The sequence below is a fragment of the Cytobacillus sp. FSL M8-0252 genome (assembly GCF_038007345.1).
Taxonomy (GTDB): Bacteria; Bacillota; Bacilli; order Bacillales; family Cytobacillaceae; genus Cytobacillus; species Cytobacillus kochii.
In genome coordinates this window covers 1,918,662-1,939,016 of record NZ_JBBOWZ010000001.1, presented here as the reverse complement: position 1 = coordinate 1,939,016, position 20,355 = coordinate 1,918,662, and the positions used below count along the sequence as shown (strand labels likewise).

26 protein-coding genes are annotated in these 20,355 nt (G+C 35.3%); 6 read left to right on the top strand and 20 right to left on the bottom strand.

Features of this window, described 5'->3' with window-relative positions:
* Window positions 1–98: 98 nt before the first annotated feature.
* Together MKX83_RS10030 and MKX83_RS10025 are read right to left on the bottom strand one after the other, a co-directional pair.
* Window positions 99–488, bottom strand: coding sequence for a DUF3397 domain-containing protein (locus tag MKX83_RS10030; RefSeq protein WP_095369623.1), 390 nt, complete (start codon window positions 486–488; stop codon window positions 99–101).
* Window positions 485–1,399 (bottom strand): 2-dehydropantoate 2-reductase, encoded by a 915-nt coding sequence (locus MKX83_RS10025; protein ID WP_341055233.1) that lies wholly within the window; start codon window positions 1,397–1,399, stop codon window positions 485–487. Before MKX83_RS10025 ends, MKX83_RS10030 begins: the two co-directional genes overlap by 4 nt.
* A 287-nt stretch (window positions 1,400–1,686) precedes the next feature.
* Here MKX83_RS10025 and MKX83_RS10020 point away from each other — a divergent pair, with 287 nt between their 5' ends.
* A complete protein-coding gene (locus MKX83_RS10020) occupies window positions 1,687–2,133 on the top strand; it encodes a PH domain-containing protein (protein ID WP_095369625.1) in 447 nt (148 codons plus the stop codon).
* Window positions 2,134–2,220: 87 nt separating this feature from the next.
* On the opposite strand, the gene MKX83_RS10015 is transcribed toward MKX83_RS10020, so the two are convergent.
* The 3 genes from MKX83_RS10015 to MKX83_RS10005 are packed head-to-tail and all read right to left on the bottom strand — an operon-like array spanning window position 2,221 to window position 5,358.
* Entirely contained in the window at window positions 2,221–3,762 is a 1,542-nt protein-coding gene (locus MKX83_RS10015; RefSeq protein WP_307314581.1) for an acyl-CoA carboxylase subunit beta, read from the bottom strand.
* A 13-nt stretch (window positions 3,763–3,775) separates the two neighbouring features.
* The gene (locus MKX83_RS10010; RefSeq protein WP_095369626.1) at window positions 3,776–3,988 is read right to left on the bottom strand and encodes a biotin/lipoyl-binding carrier protein; all 213 of its coding nucleotides are present in this window, start codon (window positions 3,986–3,988) and stop codon (window positions 3,776–3,778) included.
* Between the two features lie 23 nt (window positions 3,989–4,011).
* Window positions 4,012–5,358: an acetyl-CoA carboxylase biotin carboxylase subunit gene (locus tag MKX83_RS10005; RefSeq protein WP_341055231.1), complete on the bottom strand. Its 1,347-nt coding sequence runs from the start codon at window positions 5,356–5,358 to the stop codon at window positions 4,012–4,014.
* 264 nt (window positions 5,359–5,622) lie between these two features.
* Between MKX83_RS10005 and MKX83_RS10000 the strand changes: the two genes are divergently transcribed.
* Complete coding sequence (locus MKX83_RS10000; protein WP_095369628.1) at window positions 5,623–6,108, top strand: N-acetyltransferase; 486 nt, start codon at window positions 5,623–5,625, stop codon at window positions 6,106–6,108.
* A gap of 112 nt (window positions 6,109–6,220) precedes the next feature.
* Here the strand turns inward: MKX83_RS10000 and MKX83_RS09995 are convergent, their stop codons facing one another.
* From MKX83_RS09995 to MKX83_RS09980, 4 genes are all read right to left on the bottom strand, one after another.
* Window positions 6,221–6,805 (bottom strand): RsfA family transcriptional regulator, encoded by a 585-nt coding sequence (locus tag MKX83_RS09995; protein ID WP_095369629.1) that lies wholly within the window; start codon window positions 6,803–6,805, stop codon window positions 6,221–6,223.
* A gap of 92 nt (window positions 6,806–6,897) precedes the next feature.
* Entirely contained in the window at window positions 6,898–7,659 is a 762-nt protein-coding gene (locus MKX83_RS09990; protein WP_095369630.1) for an enoyl-CoA hydratase/isomerase family protein, read from the bottom strand.
* Window positions 7,660–8,006: 347 nt separating this feature from the next.
* Window positions 8,007–8,180 (bottom strand): 50S ribosomal protein L32, encoded by a 174-nt coding sequence (gene rpmF, locus MKX83_RS09985; protein ID WP_095369631.1) that lies wholly within the window; start codon window positions 8,178–8,180, stop codon window positions 8,007–8,009.
* A gap of 149 nt (window positions 8,181–8,329) precedes the next feature.
* Window positions 8,330–8,851 (bottom strand): YceD family protein, encoded by a 522-nt coding sequence (locus MKX83_RS09980; protein ID WP_341055223.1) that lies wholly within the window; start codon window positions 8,849–8,851, stop codon window positions 8,330–8,332.
* Window positions 8,852–9,081: 230 nt separating this feature from the next.
* Here MKX83_RS09980 and MKX83_RS09975 point away from each other — a divergent pair, with 230 nt between their 5' ends.
* Window positions 9,082–10,296: a nucleotidyltransferase gene (locus MKX83_RS09975; RefSeq protein WP_341055221.1), complete on the top strand. Its 1,215-nt coding sequence runs from the start codon at window positions 9,082–9,084 to the stop codon at window positions 10,294–10,296.
* An 89-nt stretch (window positions 10,297–10,385) separates the two neighbouring features.
* Here the strand turns inward: MKX83_RS09975 and MKX83_RS09970 are convergent, their stop codons facing one another.
* The 3 genes from MKX83_RS09970 to MKX83_RS09960 all read right to left on the bottom strand — a co-directional run bounded on the left by MKX83_RS09970 (window position 10,386) and on the right by MKX83_RS09960 (window position 12,597).
* The gene (locus MKX83_RS09970; RefSeq protein WP_095369633.1) at window positions 10,386–10,619 is read right to left on the bottom strand and encodes a hypothetical protein; all 234 of its coding nucleotides are present in this window, start codon (window positions 10,617–10,619) and stop codon (window positions 10,386–10,388) included.
* A gap of 173 nt (window positions 10,620–10,792) precedes the next feature.
* Window positions 10,793–11,812 (bottom strand): SepM family pheromone-processing serine protease, encoded by a 1,020-nt coding sequence (locus MKX83_RS09965; protein ID WP_095369634.1) that lies wholly within the window; start codon window positions 11,810–11,812, stop codon window positions 10,793–10,795.
* On the bottom strand, window positions 11,809–12,597 hold the full coding sequence (locus tag MKX83_RS09960) for a patatin-like phospholipase family protein (RefSeq protein ID WP_307314603.1): 789 nt from the start codon (window positions 12,595–12,597) through the stop codon (window positions 11,809–11,811). The genes MKX83_RS09965 and MKX83_RS09960 overlap by 4 nt, the downstream gene beginning before the upstream one ends.
* Before the next feature lie 311 nt (window positions 12,598–12,908).
* On the opposite strand from MKX83_RS09960, the gene ylbJ reads away from it, so the two are divergent.
* Window positions 12,909–14,123, top strand: a complete 1,215-nt coding sequence (gene ylbJ / locus MKX83_RS09955) for a sporulation integral membrane protein YlbJ (protein ID WP_095369636.1) — start codon at window positions 12,909–12,911, stop codon at window positions 14,121–14,123.
* Between the two features lie 71 nt (window positions 14,124–14,194).
* Here the strand turns inward: ylbJ and coaD are convergent, their stop codons facing one another.
* The 3 genes from coaD to MKX83_RS09940 all read right to left on the bottom strand — a co-directional run bounded on the left by coaD (window position 14,195) and on the right by MKX83_RS09940 (window position 17,004).
* Complete coding sequence (coaD, locus tag MKX83_RS09950) at window positions 14,195–14,677, bottom strand: pantetheine-phosphate adenylyltransferase (protein WP_095369637.1); 483 nt, start codon at window positions 14,675–14,677, stop codon at window positions 14,195–14,197.
* Between the two features lie 23 nt (window positions 14,678–14,700).
* Entirely contained in the window at window positions 14,701–15,264 is a 564-nt protein-coding gene (gene rsmD / locus MKX83_RS09945) for a 16S rRNA (guanine(966)-N(2))-methyltransferase RsmD (RefSeq protein ID WP_095369638.1), read from the bottom strand.
* A 357-nt stretch (window positions 15,265–15,621) separates the two neighbouring features.
* Window positions 15,622–17,004, bottom strand: a complete 1,383-nt coding sequence (locus MKX83_RS09940; RefSeq protein WP_341055219.1) for a hypothetical protein — start codon at window positions 17,002–17,004, stop codon at window positions 15,622–15,624.
* 131 nt (window positions 17,005–17,135) lie between these two features.
* Here MKX83_RS09940 and MKX83_RS09935 point away from each other — a divergent pair, with 131 nt between their 5' ends.
* Window positions 17,136–17,525: a DUF7147 family protein gene (locus MKX83_RS09935; protein WP_095369640.1), complete on the top strand. Its 390-nt coding sequence runs from the start codon at window positions 17,136–17,138 to the stop codon at window positions 17,523–17,525.
* A gap of 50 nt (window positions 17,526–17,575) precedes the next feature.
* Here MKX83_RS09935 and MKX83_RS09930 read toward each other — a convergent pair whose 3' ends face one another.
* The 5 genes from MKX83_RS09930 to MKX83_RS09910 form a co-directional block, all read right to left on the bottom strand.
* Window positions 17,576–17,851: a YlbG family protein gene (locus MKX83_RS09930; protein WP_095369641.1), complete on the bottom strand. Its 276-nt coding sequence runs from the start codon at window positions 17,849–17,851 to the stop codon at window positions 17,576–17,578.
* Between the two features lie 122 nt (window positions 17,852–17,973).
* A complete protein-coding gene (locus MKX83_RS09925) occupies window positions 17,974–18,414 on the bottom strand; it encodes a YlbF family regulator (protein ID WP_095369642.1) in 441 nt (146 codons plus the stop codon).
* 65 nt (window positions 18,415–18,479) lie between these two features.
* Entirely contained in the window at window positions 18,480–18,911 is a 432-nt protein-coding gene (locus tag MKX83_RS09920; RefSeq protein ID WP_095369643.1) for a hypothetical protein, read from the bottom strand.
* Window positions 18,912–19,000: 89 nt separating this feature from the next.
* A complete protein-coding gene (locus MKX83_RS09915) occupies window positions 19,001–19,240 on the bottom strand; it encodes a YlbE-like family protein (RefSeq protein ID WP_191812444.1) in 240 nt (79 codons plus the stop codon).
* Window positions 19,241–19,256: 16 nt separating this feature from the next.
* Window positions 19,257–19,661, bottom strand: a complete 405-nt coding sequence (locus MKX83_RS09910) for a YlbD family protein (RefSeq protein WP_095369644.1) — start codon at window positions 19,659–19,661, stop codon at window positions 19,257–19,259.
* A gap of 201 nt (window positions 19,662–19,862) precedes the next feature.
* On the opposite strand from MKX83_RS09910, the gene MKX83_RS09905 reads away from it, so the two are divergent.
* The gene (locus tag MKX83_RS09905) at window positions 19,863–20,351 is read left to right on the top strand and encodes a PaaI family thioesterase (RefSeq protein ID WP_095369645.1); all 489 of its coding nucleotides are present in this window, start codon (window positions 19,863–19,865) and stop codon (window positions 20,349–20,351) included.
* The last annotated feature ends 4 nt before the right edge of the window (window positions 20,352–20,355 follow it).

The following is a 20,355-nucleotide window of genomic DNA, read 5'->3' as shown; positions in this document are numbered from 1 at the left end:
AGAAAAAAACTTTGCTTATGATGGGCTAGATTTTAACTTCTTTTGATTTCATCATTCATAATGATAATATATTTCCTTAGTCAACTAAAGAGTCTTTTTTAAAACATCAAATGACTAATTCTGTTAAAAATACCAATTGCTATTAAAACACAGTAAGCAGTGAGAAAAAACAAAAAATTAATGCGCCAATATCCTTTGAACAATTTACCGTAATCTATTTCTTGCTTAACCCGCCAATAATACAATAGATAAAGTATAGCAGTACTAATAAGGAAAAGAAAAATCAACCAAATGTATGAGCGATTCCAAATTGAAGCAATCATAAAATGGACAGAGAGAATGAGCAACAATGTGCTAAAATCAAGAGCTAGATGTACAGATTTCTTATGCTTTTTCGTCACTTGTTTACAAATGATAAAAACGAGTAAATACCCTAGAAATGGTATAGTAATAAATGTCGCAATCATCGAGGATAAAAATACACTCAATCTTTCTCCCCCTTTTTCTCCATCCCCTTGATCATAAAATAACAAGATGTTAATAATGGTACACTTTCTTGATTTTTATTTGCTTGGGTAAGACAGTAACCAACAATTGCATCAACTTCTGTTTTCCTGCCTTCAACAATATCTTTAAACATAGATGATTGATTATGAGCAGTCTTCCTACAAATTGATACAACATATGCTTCAATCTCTTGACTATCTTTAATTGAAAGCGCAGCTGTTACTTCTGTAAATAAGATTTTAAATACTTTAAAATAAGATGGGTCTTCAATTAGTAAACCATTTCGAATCTTTAAAATGGCTGTTAAAGGGTTAATCACAGCATTTGCAACTAATTTTTTCAGCATGATGTCCTCATAGTTCTGATAAAGCATGAATGGAAAATCTTCGCTATTAGCCATTACATTTGAAAGTTGGATGGGTTCAGCATTTTCCGTTAAAGGAGCAAGCTTTGTTACTCCTAACCCCGTATGATTCACTTCATTTTTATTTACCTTTAGTGCACCATGTTCAACTGTACCAATATAGACTTGTTGATTTTTTAACCGTTCGAGCTTTTCTAAATGACCCATACCATTTTGCAGGAAGATAAATAACGTTTTTGTATGTATGCTAAGAGTGGCAAGGAGTGTGTCAAGGTGATATTCTTTTACAGCAACAAAGGTAATCTCATCTTGCCCTTTCCAATTATGTATATATTCAACATGAATACGTTCATTCCTCCGATTTTCTTTCGTATTTAAAAAGATACCTTCTAAGGAGATAATGTCCTTTTGCTCATCTGAACGCACATAAAGAGTAACCTCATGTTGTTTATTTAAATAGAAGGCATATAATAGTCCGATAGAACCTCCGCCAATAATCCCAATTTTCATCATTATCACTTCACTCACAATGTATTTAGTCTCATTTTAGCAAATTTCGCTATTGAAAGGTGAGACGATTCTTTTTTTCTTGAAAGTTTCATCTATTTTTCTTTTTTGTTTGACTAGGTATAACATAATTATTACTAAAAATTCTACATGCAAATAAACAATATAGATCTAAAAGAGTACATTCGTTTCACTTTTAAAATAAATAATGAAATGAGGTAATACGAACATACTTGTGAATTTTTCAACATTTACGAAACCGATTAAACAAGAAAAGCGTATGCATAATAACGAAAGGAAATGATGATATGTATTTTCCATCAAAGAAAGATTTATGGTTGTCAATAATCTATTGGTTATGTGCATTGTTTTTTATTATTCCACCCATCTTCTTTCCAAACTTCGGTGTTTGGATAAGCCCATCGTTCCTAGATAAACAATGGATAAAAATCTCTACTTTATCGCTCATTGGATTATGTCTGCTGTGGATTTGGTTTAAGACAGGGTATACAATTAAAAGCGATGTTCTTACTATTCAATATGGCCCTTTTAGGTGGACAATCAAGTTAGCTGAAATACACAGCGTTACGGAAACGAAAAACCCGTTTACAGATCCTGCTTTGTCTATTGATAAACTTGAAATTAATTATGGGAAGTTCAAAACAATTGCCATTTCACCTAAAAACAAAACTGAGTTTATCAATCAACTGAGAAAGCAAAACTTAAACATTAGCACCGATAAGATCAATTGGTAGATTGTACATTTCCAGAAATTCAATCAATCAATATCTATAAAAGAAAAAACCCTGATTACTCTCCTAAGAAAGGTCAGGGTAGGGTCTTTAAACTGGATTTACTGGGTGTTTTCTAGAAACGATTGGTATATCTTTTGTTGCGTATAACTCAAAGCGGTTAATAAGGGCACTTCTAAGCTCGCCTGGAGCGATAATATCATCTATAATGAGTTCCGATGCCAATTTATAAATATCAATTGTTTCCTTATATTCTTTTTGTTTTTCTTGTACATACGCAATGCGCTCTTTCATATCTTCAATTTCATTAATCTTATTAGAATAAACAGCATTAACTGCAGCCTCAGGTCCCATAACGGCTATTTGAGCAGTTGGTAAGGCAATACAGCAATCCGGTTCAAAAGCAGGTCCCGCCATCGCATACAATCCCGCACCGTAAGCTTTCCTGACAATAACTGAAATCTTCGGTACTGTCGCGGAACTCATTGCAGCAATTAACTTCGCACCATGTCTAATAATACCTGCTCTTTCTACTTTTGTGCCAATCATAAACCCTGGAACATCCGCTAGAAATAACAATGGAATATGATAAGCATCACATAGTGAGATAAACTTTGCTGCTTTATCAGCCGAGTCAACAAAAAGAACGCCACCCTTAACCTTTGGCTGATTCGCTATAATCCCGACTGGCTTTCCATCTATTCTCGCTATTCCAGTAATAAGTTCAGCAGCGAATAATTTCTTCATTTCAAAAAAACTATTCTCATCAACTAGTTGTTCAATACATTCATACATATCAAATGGGGCATTTTGATTCACAGGAATGATCTCTTCTAAAGACTTACCAGCTTTAGGCGCTACAGGTTCTTTAGTTGGAGGTAACTCTTGAAAATTCCCCGGAAAATAAGATAAATAGTTTTGTGCAACCGTAATCGCTTCTTCTTCACTGTATGCTAAGTAATCGCCACAACCACTAACAGAACAATGCATTCTTGCTCCGCCCATTTCTTCTAAGGAAACCTTTTCCCCAATCACTTTTTCCGCCATTCTTGGTGATCCTAAATACATAGAAGCATTCCCGTCTACCATAATGACAATATCACAAAATGCGGGAATATACGCGCCGCCTGCTGCAGATGGTCCAAATAGTAAACAAACTTGTGGTACAACACCTGAAAGTTTTACTTGATTATGAAAAATTCTCCCAGCACCTCTACGGTTTGGAAACATATCTAATTGATCAGTTATTCTTGCACCGGCTGAATCTACTAAATATAGCAATGGAGCTTTAAGTTTTTCAGCTGTTTCTTGAATTCGAATAATCTTTTCAACTGTTCTAGCTCCCCATGAACCTGCTTTAATAGTAGAATCATTCGCCATCACACAAACTGTGCGCCCATTAATCTTTCCTACTCCCGTGATGACTCCATCAGCTGGCAATCCTTCTTCACTACAGTTAGCAAACTTACCATCTTCTTCGTAAAAACCATCATCCAATAATAGTTCCAAACGCTTTCGTGCAAATAATTTATTTTGGCCTTCAAGCTTTTCGTGGTATTTAGGTGCACCACCTGCTTCAATTTTCTTTCGTCTCTCTTTTAAATCGTCTGTTAATGTTTGTATCGTTGTCATGATTTATCTCTCCTTATTCTAAAACTAATAAAGAATCGCCTTCATTTACAAAATCACCGATATTAACTTTTAATTCAGCTACTTTACCGCCTTCATTGCTCTCAACAGGAATTTCCATTTTCATACTTTCTAAGACAAGCACTTCCTGCCCTGCAGTAATTTCATCACCATTTGCAACTAACACATTAAGAACTGTACCTGCCATATTTGCTACGATTTCTTTCATTTTCTTTTCCTCCTTGGATGGTATTACTGTTTTTTTATTAAAGATTTATTTTTCAAAAAATCAGTTGTATATTTACCTTTACTAAAATCTTGATCAGCTAAAATTTCTACAAACAACGGAGCATTCGTTTTAATACCAGAAATTTCTAGATCATTAAAAAATTGTGCTGCCTTTTGTAATGTTTCCTCTCGATTCTCGCCATTTATAATACATTTCGCTATCATTGGATCGTAAAACGGAGTTACTTTAGAACCTTCAACATAGCCATAATCAATACGGATACCATCAAGGTTTCCCCATTTTAGTTTACTAATCGTACCAGGTGAAGGCATAAATGTAACGGGGTCTTCCGCATACAGGCGGAACTCCATCGCATGTCCAACTGATTTGATTTCACTTTGCTTAAGGGGAAGTTCATTTCCTTTAGCAATATCAATTTGCCATTCTACAAGGTCAATCCCGGTGATTTGTTCTGTGACAGGATGCTCGACTTGGAGACGTGTATTCATTTCAAGGAAGTAGAAATTCTCATCCGCATCGACGATAAATTCAACGGTACCAGCATTTTTATAACCTACTGCCTCTCCTGCTTTAATAGCAGTCTCAAGCATCTTATCCCTCGTTTTCATTGAAAGAGAAGGGCTAGGCGATTCCTCAATGACTTTCTGATGCCTTCTTTGAATAGAACAATCTCTTTCAAATAAGCTAACAATTTGTCCCTTATCATCACCAAATATTTGTACCTCAATATGACGACTACCCTCTATACACTTTTCTACAAATACTTCATCACTGCCAAAATATGCTTTCGCTCTTGATTTTGTCGAGGAGAAGGCATTTTTGAGCGCTTGCTCAGTTTCACAGCGCACCATACCGATTCCACCACCGCCCCCACTTGCCTTAAGCATAATAGGGTAACCATATGTTTCAGCTAAAGCCAGAGCAGCTTCAACTGTTACAACACCACTATTGCTACCGGGCACAATAGGTACACCCGCTTTTTCCATCGTTTGCCTAGATATAATCTTATCTCCCATTTTTTCAATTGTGTCAGGGTTTGGACCGATAAAGATAATACCTGCTGCATGAATTCTTCTAGCAAATTCTGCATTTTCCGATAAGAAACCATAGCCTGGATGAATGGCATCAACTTTCTCTGCTAAAGCTATTTGAATGATTTTCTCAACATTTAAATAAGATTTATTGACCGGTGGTGGTCCAATTAAAAATGCTTGATCTGCCTCAATAACAAAAGGCATCCCTTCATCTGCCTCTGAGTATATTGCTACCGTTTCGATCCCCAGTGCTTTACAAGTTTTAATAATTCTTAAGGCAATTTCTCCTCTATTGGCAATTAAAATTTTCTGCAATCATTTATTCTCCCTTCGTTCGTTGTTACATTAACCAAATGCAAATAAAATTAATTTATCGCAATATTCCCTATTTCTACAAGGTTCGCTCTTTTTCCTTCTTTTTTATTGAAAACGCTTACGTTTATTTTTGAACAATACATTTTTATGTCTTGAATGATAAAAGAATGACAGTTTACTAAAGAAATTTTCTTAATATTGTTATATAATGATATAGAGTAAGCGCATTCAATAAATTACATAGGTGTTTTAGGGGGATGAATCATGAGCTATAAAGTTGAAAGACTAAAAGTAAATTACAGAACCTTAGAAGATTTTAAAAAGTTTAAAGAATATGGTCTTCAAGAATTATCAATGCTCGAGGATCTCGAAGGCAATATAATAGAAAACGGAAGCCAATCGCCTTTTTATGGCATTTACTTTGGGGACCTACTTGTTGCCCGCATGAGTCTTTATAAAGTAGAAGCTAAATTCGACCGTTACTTCCAACCTTCTCATGATTATTTAGAACTTTGGAAGCTTGAAGTATTGAAGGATTATCAATCAAAAGGTTATGGAACAGCACTTGTTAACTTCGCCAAGAGCTTTAACCTACCTATTAAGACAAACACAAGAATTAAGTCAAAGGAATTCTGGGAAAAGATGGGCTTCACTTCAGCCCAATATGATATGGATAGGGATTTAGGGGAAAATCCCGTTCTATGGTTTCCCGAAGGTATGGTAAAGGAATCTTTAAAAGAAGACGAATAAACATAAATAGGCACTCCATTAGGATGGAGTGCTCTTTTATGTTTATAATTTAAAATAAAAATGGATAAGGAAATTTAAGTATAAATAGTATCAATAAATTGTAGGATAGAAACTAAACACGAACATTCTTTTCGCGATCGTCCGTTTTTAGTACAACCATTTTTCTTGCCTTCTCCATTATTTCTACAAGCGCCTTATAATCCTGCTCCAATGTTTGTATTTCTTTTAATAACCTTTCATTTTCAGCAGCTAAATAAAATGTTTGTTTTTCTAAAGAAATAATTTTCCCCTCATACTGAGATAATGAGTTTTTTTCAGCAGAATTGGCGTTTTCCGCTTGTTCAAATACAGATTTAAGGCTCTCTACAATTTCATTAAAGCTTAATTGCGGGTGGCTTGTTGAAACATGTTTATCTTTTGCCACCTCTTCAACAACCAATGATGTTAGTTCTGGGTCCTTTTTACGGTTCTTTAATTCTTTCCGTTGTTTCTTTGCTACATCTATCGCTTTCTTATATTGCTTTCTTACATAAGAGTTCCAACGAAACCCACACGCAGCACCTGTTCTTGATAGCTTTTTACCCACTTCTTCAAATGCTTGAAGTTGTGTTCCTCCCCCTCTTATCTGGCGAAGAACGACTTCAGCTAGCAAAACATCTTCATCTTGTGACCACGCATCTTGACGAGTAGAAGACATCCCTAACCCCTCCTAGTAGTGTTTTTATTTCATCTTATGCTTATACTAGAAAAGATAGACTTAAACATGGGATATTCACTCGTTTTCTTTATTTACTTATTTTTTGTTAAAAATTTATTTACCGCTTGATGATGACTTTCCATACTCCAAAGGGTCGAGCAAGTGCGAACTTCTTCTTCCATTCTTTTTTCTAATTGTGTGACCTTCCACTTACGAACAAGGATCTCTTTATAGGCAGATAAAACATTTGTATGAATTCTATTAATGTTGGCAAAGAATTGTTGCACTACTTCCATACTCACTTGATCATAAATAGCATGAATAAAACCTTTATTATACAAGTCTTCTGCCGGGAGTGGCCTAGCTTCCATCAGTAACTTTAAAGCGACTTCGTTCTCCAACTTCTCTAACAATAGGCTACCTCCGCCCCAACCTGTAGTAATGGCTAAAGTACCTTGAATAAAGCCCATTTTCGTTCCTTTTTTAGCGATGCGGAAATCACATGCTGTAGCTAGTTCACAACCACCACCTACTGCAGTTCCATTAATAAGGGCAATTGTCGGCTTGTTGAGTGTAGTGAGCTTATATAAAATTTTTGACATTTTAGATAGCATGTTATAGGCATCTTCTGCAGTGATCAAATTTTGAAAAGCGGATAAGTCACCACCAGAGCAAAAAGCACTCTCTCCTTCTCCAGTGATGACCAACCCTTTTATATTTGCTTCTTGTTTAGTCATTTTAATTACTTTAAGTAGGCCATCCATTACCTCATAATTAATGGCATTTCTCTTATGTTCTCTAGTAATCATGAATACAAGCAAATTTTCTTCTTTATGTATTGAATAACTGCTCATTATCATCAAATCTCCTTTAAAAAGTATAATTTAACTAAAATAATTAGGAATCCGTTTTGCAAAGCATTTAGGTCCATTGGGCTTATACCTTGGTTTTTCATTATCATTTTTATGTTTGACGGGTTTAAATCCATTATTCCTACTGATTCAGCCTAATAAGATTCCACTTCGAAATGCAGTTCTTTCTCGCTCTAGTATGAACCTTTTCTCAAGTTGTAGATGCGTAATAGGTGATTACGGGTGCTCAAGAATACTCCACTGCATAACATATCTACTTTTGCCAGCTAAATTGACAATAGAAAAAACGCTGAAGCTTTTATTGCTCCAGCGTTTTGTCATATGAAAAATTAGTTGTTTACAACTTCTTTTCCTTTGTAAGTTCCACAAGCTTTACAAACGCGGTGTGAAAGTTTCATTTCACCACAATTTGGGCATTCTACCATACCAGGAACCTGTAATTTAAAATGGGTACGACGTTGTCTTTTTGCAGTTTTAGATGTTCTTCTAAAAGGTACAGCCATTATTCCCACCTCCTTATAGAGATTTAGAGTCGTTCAAACTTGAGGATTAACTTCTATTAATAAAATAGAGTAGAAAAGACCTCTCTATATTTTGAACATACACTATGAAGAAAAAATTATTAAGACCAGCTTTCACTGTTTTCTTCCAGTTATGAATCAGAAGAATCCTTTTGATTAAGTAGCTGAGCAAGTCCAGCAAGACGTGGATCAATCTTTTCCGTTTTCTCTTGCTCGGAAATGACCTCCCAATCTTTTCCTGATTGAGGAGCGCCCTCTTCACCGCTATCATCGCAGAATACTTGCATAGGGACCTCAAGCACAAGCAGTTCATGTATAATAGGCATCATGTCTATTACATCACCTTGCACTTGATGAACTTCCTCTTCAGTTTCATAATCACTATCTTTCAAGAGGAATGTTTCAATTGTTTCCACACTAATTGGATATTTAACGTCAACTAATGTGCGAGAACAAGGGAGAATCAAATGACCTTCCATTTTAAAATGGACAATCACTTTCTCAGAATCAATATCTGCTCGACCAGTAATTCTCATTGGCGATGCATCTCTGATTTCAGCATCCATTTTGATTACTTCATCAACATTGACGATTTCATCAAAAGAGAAGTCCTTGCTTCGATATTTCTGTAACTGACTTAAAGTCCATTTCATATAAATCACCCCAAGGCAACAAAGGTAATTATAGCTTTCATATAATTATTTGTCAATATTTTTTCTTTACAGTCAGAAGGTTATTGAAAAGAGATTCATTTATCTCATTTTCTCTTAGTATTGTAACCAATTTTGTTCAATTTGCAAACCTTTATCGTCGATTTATGTAAGCATTAGTGAAATTTTATTTCTTCATTTATAATTAAGATTTAAGAAGGAGTGGTTAACAGATGAAAGCTGTTGGTATTGTCGTTGAATATAATCCTTTTCATAATGGGCATGCCTATCAAGTAGAGCAAGCAAAAAAAGAAACAGGTGCAGACGTGGTGATTTGTGTGATGAGTGGTAATTTCCTGCAAAGAGGAGAGCCGGCAATCGTATCAAAATGGGCACGGGCTGAAATGGCATTGGCTGGTGGTTGTGACCTTGTTTTTGAACTTCCTTTTTCATTTGCGACATCTCAAGCAGATATATTTGCAAATGGAGCCATTTCAATACTCGATGCCACTCTGTGTCAATATTTATCATTTGGTAGTGAGCAAGGTAGTATACAGCCCTTTTTATCAACTTATCGTCAGTTACATCAACATGAAAAGAAGTATAACCAACTGATTAGAAATTATAGTAAAGAAGGCTATAGTTATCCTAAATCTGCATCTCTTGCTTTCCAACAATTGACCATCGATGAAGAAATAGTGGACCTAACTAAACCAAATAATATTCTTGGCTTCCAATACATAAAAGCTATAAAGCAACAAAATGCGAAAATGGAGCCAACAACCATCGCAAGAAAGAATGCCGAGTACCATGATGAAGACTTTAACTCATCAACCATAGCAAGTGCAACTAGCATAAGAAAAAAGATATTTTCTCAAGAAGCAAATATAGAAGAAACTTTTAAATATATGCCGAGAACCTCATATGAAGCCTTGCATTCGTATTATAAAAAGTTTGGAGTTCTGCATCATTGGGAACTGTATTGGCCTATGCTACAATACCGCTTGCTCAGTTCGTCACCTGCTCAACTTAGAGAAATTTATGAGGTTGAAGAAGGAATCGAATTCCGTTTAATCGAAGCGAGCAAGGCTTCAACTTCTTTTCAAACATTTATGGAAGCAGTGAAAACAAAACGATATACTTGGACACGCATCCAGAGAATTTGTTTATATATACTTATCAATGCAGGTAAACAATCTATGTCACATTTAAAACAAGCACCATACCTTCGCCTCCTTGGTATGTCCAAAAAAGGAAGGGTTTACTTAAATAAATATAAAGGCGAGTTTAAGCTTCCTCTCATTTCTAAGGTCTCAGACAAAAATCGAGAGTCATTAGCACTAGATCTTAAAGCAACTAGAATATATGCGCTTGCAGCTAATTCTCCACAACAGCAGGAGCTTTTAAAACTTGACTTTAGCCAACCACCAATCATTTATGACAAATGATATAGATACGTGCCGAATGTTTACTGCGAAAAACAATGTTTGAGAGATGGTCGAATAAAACTGCTTTTGCTCGTCTATCTCTCATTTTTTTAATCTGGATGGACGCGAAATTCGATTGTGACTGCTATCTTGGCTTTTTTCACTACGGATAGACGCACTTTTCCCTTTTGTTCTGCTATCTTTATCATTTTAATTCTGGATGGACGCGCAAGACCGTTTTGCTTATCTATCTTGAAGTTTTCCACTCCAGATGTACATATAAATTCCTTTGATTGGCTATTTCTAGTTGACCGAGCTAGGTCCTTCTCCTCTTCATTCTTCACACTACTTGTACACCTAGGCAATAGAATTCGAATAAATTTACATAGATTGTATAATTTGGTGTTACTTATAACTAAGCAGAAATAAATCTCATAAAAAAAACGGAGAATTTCTGATGATTGAGCAGAATCTCTCCGTTTATACATTACATGCCCCACACGACAGGTCCTTGGATCTATGATTTATTTTCTAGCCCTTCTAAGTACTTCACGGCATCAGCAAAAGTGTCAATTGGGATGATTTTCATATCAGTATCAATATCTTTAGCTGTTTTAACAGCTTCTTTGTAGTTTGACTTATTACTATTATTCTCATTCGGTGCAAAGAAAATGTCTGCGCCGGCATTATCTGCAGCCACAATTTTTTGATCTATTCCACCGATGCGCCCTACTGTGCCATCTGGTGAGATTGTGCCAGTTCCAGCGATTTCATAACCCTTTGTTAAATCTCCCTCAACTAACTGATTATAAATTTCTAATGAAAACATAAAGCCAGCTGATGGACCTCCAATTTCACTTGTATCAATCGCCACTTCTGGATCTACTGATATCTCTTTATCATCCACTAAAGTAATGCCCACACCAGCCTTCCCAGTCGCAGCAATTTTCTCTAGTTCGATATCGGTTTCTCTTTGTTCCCCATTTCTTTCAAACGTAAGGGATATGCTATCACCTTCCGATTTTGATGAAACCATATCAATGAATTGCTCCGAAGATTGAAAAGATTTTCCATCTACTTTTGTTACCCTATCTGATGCTTCAAGTTTCCCTTCTGCTGGCATACCTTCCATAATATTAAGTACATACACACCTTGATAATTGTAATTCACATCTAATCCAGCATGTTGATATGCCACTTCTATGGCTGACTGCTTGGAGTTATCCATTAAGTATAATTGCCTTAACTGATATTCTCTATCTGTTTCATCATCTCTTCGAATATCCTCGATAGGATAAATATGTTGATATTTTTGCCATTTTGCCCATAAATAAGTATAAATATTAGCTTTGCCCATTCTTATAGTCGTAAGCATGAAACTACCTGTAGCGCTGTCACCATTCTCAACTTCAATGATTGGTTCTAATTCTTTCGCCATACCTGGCTTTGAGACATAATAAGGAAGTTGTATAAAAGAAGTAACAAGGACGAGTAATGCTAAGACGAAGAAGGAGCGAGCCCAAATTTTTCTTTTCATTCATTTGGCTCCTTCCAATTTTTGATAATTTCTTTTATTGTGTCGATATATTTGAGCGCTTCCTCTTCTCCTATCTTAATTATTTCATTTATATTTGTAAAAGCTTTTGAACTATACATCTCTACACTTGGTCGAATCATCACATTGGATGCTATTTCACGGTTAATCACATTCTCCATTTGTAAAATATCTAGGCTCTGCATAATAACATCATAAATGGAGTGTATCTCTGTCTGAACATTTACTCTTGAGACATCAACAGCAATAATAATATCTGCGCCCATATCTTTTACAACTGAAACAGGCACACGGTCAATAACCCCTCCATCAACTAGTAGCCGTCCTTCAACCTTTTCAGGTACAAAAATACCAGGAATAGATATACTTGCTCTAACAGCTTCTGCTATTGGCCCGTCTTGAAAAATAACCTTTTCTCCCTTCTGGATGTCAGTTGCGACTACAGAAACAGGAATATTTAAATCTTCTATTTTCTTGTCTTGTGTGAATACACGGATGAATTCCTTCACTCGATTACCAGCGACAAATCCCATTCTAGGGACCGTAAAATCTAAATAATACTTTCTTTTAAAAACAGTGGAAAATTTATATAATGTTTCAATATCTATTCCTGTAGCGTAAAAGCAGCCTACCATTGCCCCCATACTGCTCCCTGCAATCATGTCAATTGGTATATCTTCATCCACAAGCGCTTTTATTACACCAAGATGTGCAAACCCACGCGCACCACCAGATCCGAGAGCAAGACCTATTTTTGGTCGAACCAAAATCTTTCCCTCCAATCCCTTTCATAAAATGATTGTCTTTCTTCTTTAATGTATTGATATCAAACAACAAAATACTATTTATTATCTTATGTATAAATAGTTGCTTTAGTTAACAGACGAATGATTTCATTTTCAGATATTTCCATACTTTTTTGTAAAGTTCGAATCTTTTTAAAATGAAGATTCATCAATAGTAAGTAAATGTCATTTTGAAATCAATGGTCTAATTTTTCATCTGTCGTCGTATATTCAATAGAAGAAGGACATGCTTACATTGTGTTCCAGCCGTATTACATAAGGGAGGCTCGTTCGTGTCACGTTCAAAGTTAAAAACAGTCATGCTTGCACTTTCGGCATCATTAATCGCCGTTTCACTTATATTATATCCACAAGAATCCGTTGATGCATCGAGAAGGGGCCTCGAAATGTGGTGGGAGATTGTTTTTCCTTCACTTTTACCGTTTTTTATTATAGCCGAGGTTTTAATCGGTTTTGGTGTAGTAAAATTTATTGGTGTACTATTAGAACCACTCATGCGACCACTATTCAGAGTTCCAGGTGTAGGTGGCTTTGTGTTAGCCATGGGAATGGCATCTGGTTATCCAGCTGGAGCAAAGTTCACTGTAAGATTAAGACAAGAGAAACAAATATCACGTCTGGAAGCAGAGCGACTTGTTTCCTTCTCTAACTGTTCCAATCCCTTGTTTATTTTTGGCGCAGTGTCTGTTGGTTTCTTTCATAATACAAAATTAGGGATTATCCTTGCTTTAGCCCATTATCTTGGTAATTTAACTGTAGGTTTAATCATGCGGTTTTACGGACGAAAGGAAGAAAAGAAGAACACTAAGATAGCGACGCCCCCCGCGCGAAAATTTTCATTTAAGGAAGCATTTAATGTCTTACATGAAACAAGATTACAAGAACAGCGTCCATTAGGAAAACTTGTTGGTGATGCTGTAATATCTTCTATTCATACTTTATTAATGATCGGTGGCTTTATTATTTTATTTTCGGTCATAAATAAATTATTATTCCACATCGGCATTACAGACTTTTTCGCTCATGGGCTCGGTTTATTATTATCTATTTTCCAAATCTCCCCTGATTTTAGTAAAGCATTATTTTCTGGCATATTTGAACTGACTCAAGGAAATCAGATGACTGCTCAAGTCGATCATGTTCCGTTGCTACAAAAAGTAATGATCGCCAGTGCTATCTTGGCCTTCTGTGGATTTAGTGTTCAATCACAAGTCGCAAGCATTATCGCTCAATCCGATATTCGTTTTAAGCCATTTTTCATCGCTCGTATTATTCATTCATTTATTGCTGCTTTTTACGCCTACCTTTTTTGGCATTTACTCTACGACCGTGTGTCATTTGAGCAACCATCTAACGCCATACCCGTTTTTCAAGGCGAAGCCTTTACCATATATGATTACATGATAACACTTGGACCTCTCATTACTTTATTTTCTCTTATTTTATATATTTTCATCTACTATCGTAGGCATTTTCTTTCCCATTAGTACACGACCTTAAAACTAAAAGATTGTATAAAAAAAGGCAGACACTCCCTGAGTTGATCTGCCTCTTTATTTTACTTAGCGAATTTTTTATGTAGCGCATCTTGTACCACAGCTGGAACGAGGTCAGAAATATCTCCTTGATATTTTGCCACTTCTTTTACGATACTTGAGCTCAAGAAGGAATATTGATTATTCGTCATAACAAAGAATGTTTCAATCTCATCATTTAATACGCGATTCATCGATGTGATTTGCATCTCATATTCAAAGTCAGATACTGCCCTTAGACCGCGAATGATTGCTTTTGCATTTACACTTTTTGCATAATCCACTAATAAACCTTGAAAAGTCCCAACCTTGACATTAGGAATGTCTTTCGTCACTTCTTCAATTAAATGAATTCTTTCTTCAACAGAAAAGAGTGGATTCTTAGAAGAATTATTAAGTAGCACGACATGTATTTCATCAAATACTTTTGCTCCCCTTTTAATAATATCTAAATGGCCAAAAGTAATTGGATCAAAACTTCCTGGGCATACGGCAATCCCGCTCATTTTTATTCCCCCTGCTTTCTAATTTATTCATTAGGTACAATATAACGATAAATGGAAACAGCAATGATACCATAGCTTTCATACTTTACTTGTTCTAAGTCCCCGCATAATGTGGGTAATTGTATATCCGAGCTATGTTCACACATTATAATGCCACTTTGCTTTAGTAACCTCTGTTGACTAATGATTTCTAACAATTTAACGAGTTGCTGCTTTTTGTAAGGTGGATCAAGGAAGATATAATCAAATTGCAACTCCCTTTTCATAATGGCTTTTAAAGCTCTTTCTGCGTCATTTCTATAAACTTCAACGTCTTCTTCGATTTTACAAATTCGTAAATTTTCATGTACTGTATGTATTGCTTTGCTATCACGATCAACGAAAATCGCTTTTTCTACACCTCTACTTAATGACTCAATCCCAAGGCCGCCACTTCCAGCGAACAAATCAAGTGCAATGCCACCATCAAAATAGGGTCCTATCATATTAAAGATTGCTTCTTTTACTTTATCAGTTGTTGGTCTTGTTGATTTGCCAGGAACGGCTTTAAGTTGCATTCCTTTATATTGACCAGATACTACCCGCATACTACTACTCACCACTTATTCTAAATTCAATTTTTCTTCATCATCCTACCATACTTTTTATAGGAAACAAACTCATATTCTCCTAAGTATTTCAAGAGATGTCGAATAAAAATGTATAACAATGTCTTATATGGAGATAATGAAATTAACAGCATCTAAACGATGTTGTTGCCAACCGCGGAGAAGACTTACGTTTCCCCATAAGTTCTTCCTCCGGTTTCTCCTCTCCCTTTACCTTCTGCCTATTAGATGGTTGGAAGGACCCTGTAGGTTTTTGCTACAGGGATTTTTTTATTTTTATCGACGGTGAACTCATTCAAATAGGAATGATTCTATCATTCCACATATGCTTTCCTTTTACATGTCAAAATAAACTTTATTACCCTCTTCTCTGAAGTTTATATGAAAAATAGACTGGAGCCATTTTTTTTCTAAATAATACTCTCCATTCATCTTTTTCAGTGGATGTTCTAACAAGCCAAAAACCTCTTCGTTTCTTATAAAAATCGACTGGTCTGAATATAGACGATAAACATCTTTGTCATTAAAGATTGCCCATTCCGTTTCAGATAAACGCTCTGTTTCAAACTCGAGGAATGACATTGTCTTTTGTAGAGGTACCCACTCTATTCCATCAATTTCAATTACTTTCACAGTTAATTTTTTATTATTCCAATGATAATCTTTCATTGTATATAATTCTAAAGAAACCGGTTGTTTATTCCTTAATAATTCAGCAAAGAAGTTCGTTTGTTTTCCCGTTATTTGATAAAGTATCTCATCCATATCTTCTGGTACGAAACTTTCATCCAAGTCGGAAATATTGGCAACAAGCTGTTCCAACTCACTTGAAGTTAGCTTTTCTTTTAGTTCGTTAAAAGCATACATACTTAAATCAAACCGAGGATTTTCATCAATAATAAATGAGGTTAACAAATCCAATAACCATTCTATTTCTTCACTTTCAATAGAATGGAAATAGAGAGAGTCTACTAATTCTCTTTCTAATAATTCTCCACTAGGTAAAATGAGAATGCCTCCAAATAGACCACTTTTCAACTGATTAGTTGTAATGATACTTAAAAAGTTTGCTTCTTTTACCTTTTCTTCATGTTTTTGTATCAGTTCTTTGATCTCAGGATAGTGATTACCATAGTACGAATACTGCGTTTCGTTTCGCTCGGTGTTTATTTCTTCATTATACCAAAGCAGTGCCGGATTGTTGGTCTTACCAGAAAAGAAGTAATAATCTATTAGATCCTCTTTTACGAACCCAGATAAAGGAATACCAGCCAGCCACTTTCCATTTCGATGGTGAGATTCAATGATTTTTAATTCCACATGATCTATAGTGACACCCTTTAATTGAAATAACCAATCACGAATCAAAGTGTTAGTCTTTTTATTTAGAGGCAAACTATAGGTAATATGTAACTGACTACCTTTAGTTTCAATTATATTTTCAGCTCGCCAAACTCTCTTACACTCATCTTTATCATTATATGTACATGTCCAATTTGAAGCTTTCTCCGGTACGATTATTTCGTAAATGGATTTGTCAGATAAACTAGAAATCGTTTGAAAGACTTGCACAGATTTTTCATCTGAATGAATGGTAACATTTGTTTGTGCACTTTCTTGTGCATTGACAGTTTGCTCATCTGTTATGAATTGGTCCCATTGGTTAAAAAATATACAGAGAATAATGATAACAAAAAGAATAGAAATGACCTTTTTCATCTTTTGCTCCCTTACTACTCATTCAAGAGATAATTGTACCTAATTATATATAAACACCGAATATCCTTCTAATCAATAAAAAAAAATGATAAAGTAGGGAAGTGTTGATTAAACATAAAAGGAGAACAAATATGATTCAAAGATTTATTGAACTCGGAGAAGGGTTTTCTGACATTTATGAATTGATAGAGATAGCGAAAAGGAATGATGACCGCCTTAAACATATGATGGTTTTACATACAACCATAAATGACAAGGCGATGAGTTCACTTATCGTGATATTAAACCCACCTGCTGAAGGTAAATTCCAACCTATATATATATGCAGAGAAGGCGTGCCAAATCATACAATCAAACCTAATAAACGCTTTCAATTATTTGCGGATACAGCGAAAGAGTTAAATAAAGAACTCATCCAATTCAATGTGAAACCTTCGACACTTTTCTCTGAGAAAGACTTATATTTTCAACATTTAATCGCTATTTTCAGGTTAAATCACTATTTACCTGCACTAACTTAAACAAACCTAGGCACTATATTTACTATATGTGCCTAGGTTTGTTTAAGTTGTTAAATGCCCATCTTATAATCATACTCTTTTGCTTTATCTGGTTTTGCGTTTTCAAATTCAGTTTTTAAAAAAGGTTTGTATGAAGGTTCAACTTTTTTAACAAACGAATATGAACTAATCTTTTCAGTTAAAGCGTCGATATCCTCCATGTTACAATAAACAACTACGTACTTTAACCGTTTCGATACAAAATGAACGTTCCCAAAGCGACGTAACATTTTCGCTTGCTTTAATGAATAAAGCCAAACAATTAAACCTTGCCTCTCTCCAAGCATAATACTTCCCCTTTTGTTCAAATGATTGTTATTAGTCTAGCATATATTTCATTATTTTTACAATGTGATTGATTTTTTCATTCTCTATCTTTTAAAAAAACAGTGCGGTCATGACCGCACTGTTAAGCAGAACAGCTACATGCTCCGCCTGATCCACAACCACCCGAACAAGCATTATCAAAAAATGGGTTACCTGTTGGGACTTTAATATGTTGAGACACAGAGTGACTTATAATGACGCTAATTTCGTCAAGCAAACTCTGTAACTCTGTTTCCGATTGCCTATACGCTGCAACATACGGATCCATATCCATTTCTCTCTTTAACTGACGTATAGACATCGTAACTCTTTTATAATCAGGATGATACTTACCAAATCGTTGTACATCCTCATAAAGATCTTTCATTTCAACAAATTGACGAATCTTTTCCTGAGTTTCAGGATTTGATTGCATCTCCTTGAGGCATTGCTTGTATTGAGTAGCTTCCTCAGACTTGACAATCATCGTGACAATCTCATCGGCTACGTCCAATATCTCTAATCTTTCTAAAGTAGCAAGCATCTGGAAGCTCACCTCCACTTTTCATCATATCATGGAATACCTAAAATCTAAAGTACTGAGAAGAATTATTCCACTTGTACGATAAATTCTTTTGTCAAAAAGTAAAGCGCGGGATCACTACTCACTACTTCTAGTTTGATATGATGTTTCCCTTGTGACAACCCTTTTATTTTGAAAGCTGCGCGGTTGATTTCTTCTGTTTTCTCCCCATCAACATAAACAATAAACTTTCCCTTCACCCCTTGTCGATCTTCTCTAAATGTTATCCCATCAACAATACATTCAATAAATACATCGTTACCTTCCACTAAATGCTTGACGAAGAAATCTTGTGGCCCTTTTGCCATGGCCGTTGTTACCGGAATAGATTCTCTAATTTCAAGCCCCTTAACAGGAGCTAGTATGCTATTTGTTTCTGGCTCTGGAATATCTTTGGTGCAAGCTACTAATAAGATGAATAAAATACAAAGCGAGAAGTATTGATATATTTTCTGCAAGCTCATCAACCCTTTTTATTATGTATTATTTGCTTTTACATAATAATTACTCATAAAAAATAGCCTTCTTCCTAAGCGAAGAAGACCATTTATGATTGACTGTTCATTGCTTGAAACATGCTCATCATCATAGATGCCATCTGAACCCCATTAGAAAACTTTTCTACATGATGAGGAATTGTTTTTTTATGATAATGTAAAGACGCTACTTCTAATTTCTGTATTTCTGTTGGGTTTCGCGATAACGTTCGATACCACTGTGGCTGTTCTCTAACGAACTTTTTTAATTCTTCATTTTGTTGAATATACTCTCTTATATCTTTACGCAAAGATTTTCACCTTCTTTTAATCTTTTTTAAATGCAAATGGATTTGGCTTTTGAGCAATTGAATTTGATTTAGTAGAGCTTTTAGAGGATGTAGCTCCTCCTTGAAATTGTGATAACACCCCTTGAATTGCTCCGAGAGCCTGGCTCATATTTGTAATATAACCTTGTACTTGATTAACATCCATGTTTTTTACAGTTCCCATCACTTGATTGATCCAATCTTGTTTGTTTTCAGTAGTGGTTTCGGAAGAATCACTCTTCTGATCACGCACATCTTGCTCATCATCTTCCAATAGGTACCATTCTTCATACAATTGCTGCATCGACTTTTTGCCGGACCTCACTTCTTTTAGTACTGATGGATTCTTTTTCACATAAGACTTAAACCGTTCCACAGTTGGGTGCAATTGTTTCTGTGCCACTATTATTCACCTCGTTTTCGTTACAAATGCCTACTTTATTGTATGAGTGCACCTCCATAATAGTGATAAATTTCTATATTTCTATTGGTTAGGTTTCTGTTACGATAAAGATAAGCACATATACAAAACTTCATTTTATTGGAATGAGGATGAAACGGTTTATGCTTAAAGTTAATGATATAACAAGGAGTTTCACAAATTATGACAAAGAAAGATTTCTTACTTCAAAAGTTTTCACAAATTATTGCCGAGACTAATGACAAAGATTTAGCGTTAATCGATAGTATTGTGGATAGTTTAGAAAGAGAGCAAAATGGGGCTAATCGTTCATATATTGAAGCATTTATGAATGTAGAAGAACAGTTAGAAGATGATGCTGTTACAATTTCCATCCCTATTACACCTCTACTTTATAATCCGCTTGGTATTGTTCACGGAGGTATGATTGCTACACTCATTGATACTGCAATGGGTACTCTAAGCAATGAAGCAGCTCCGTTAGATAAGGTGGCAGTGACTACACAATTAAACATTCATTATTTAGCTGCAATTAAAGGCAACAACCTTACTTGTCATGCAACAATCACTCATAAAGGAAGTCGTATGATGGTCCTCTCTGCAGTCGTTGAAAGAGACGACGGTAAGAAGGTTGCAACTGCTTCCTCTAACTTTTTTGTTATCGGAAAGTGAACAA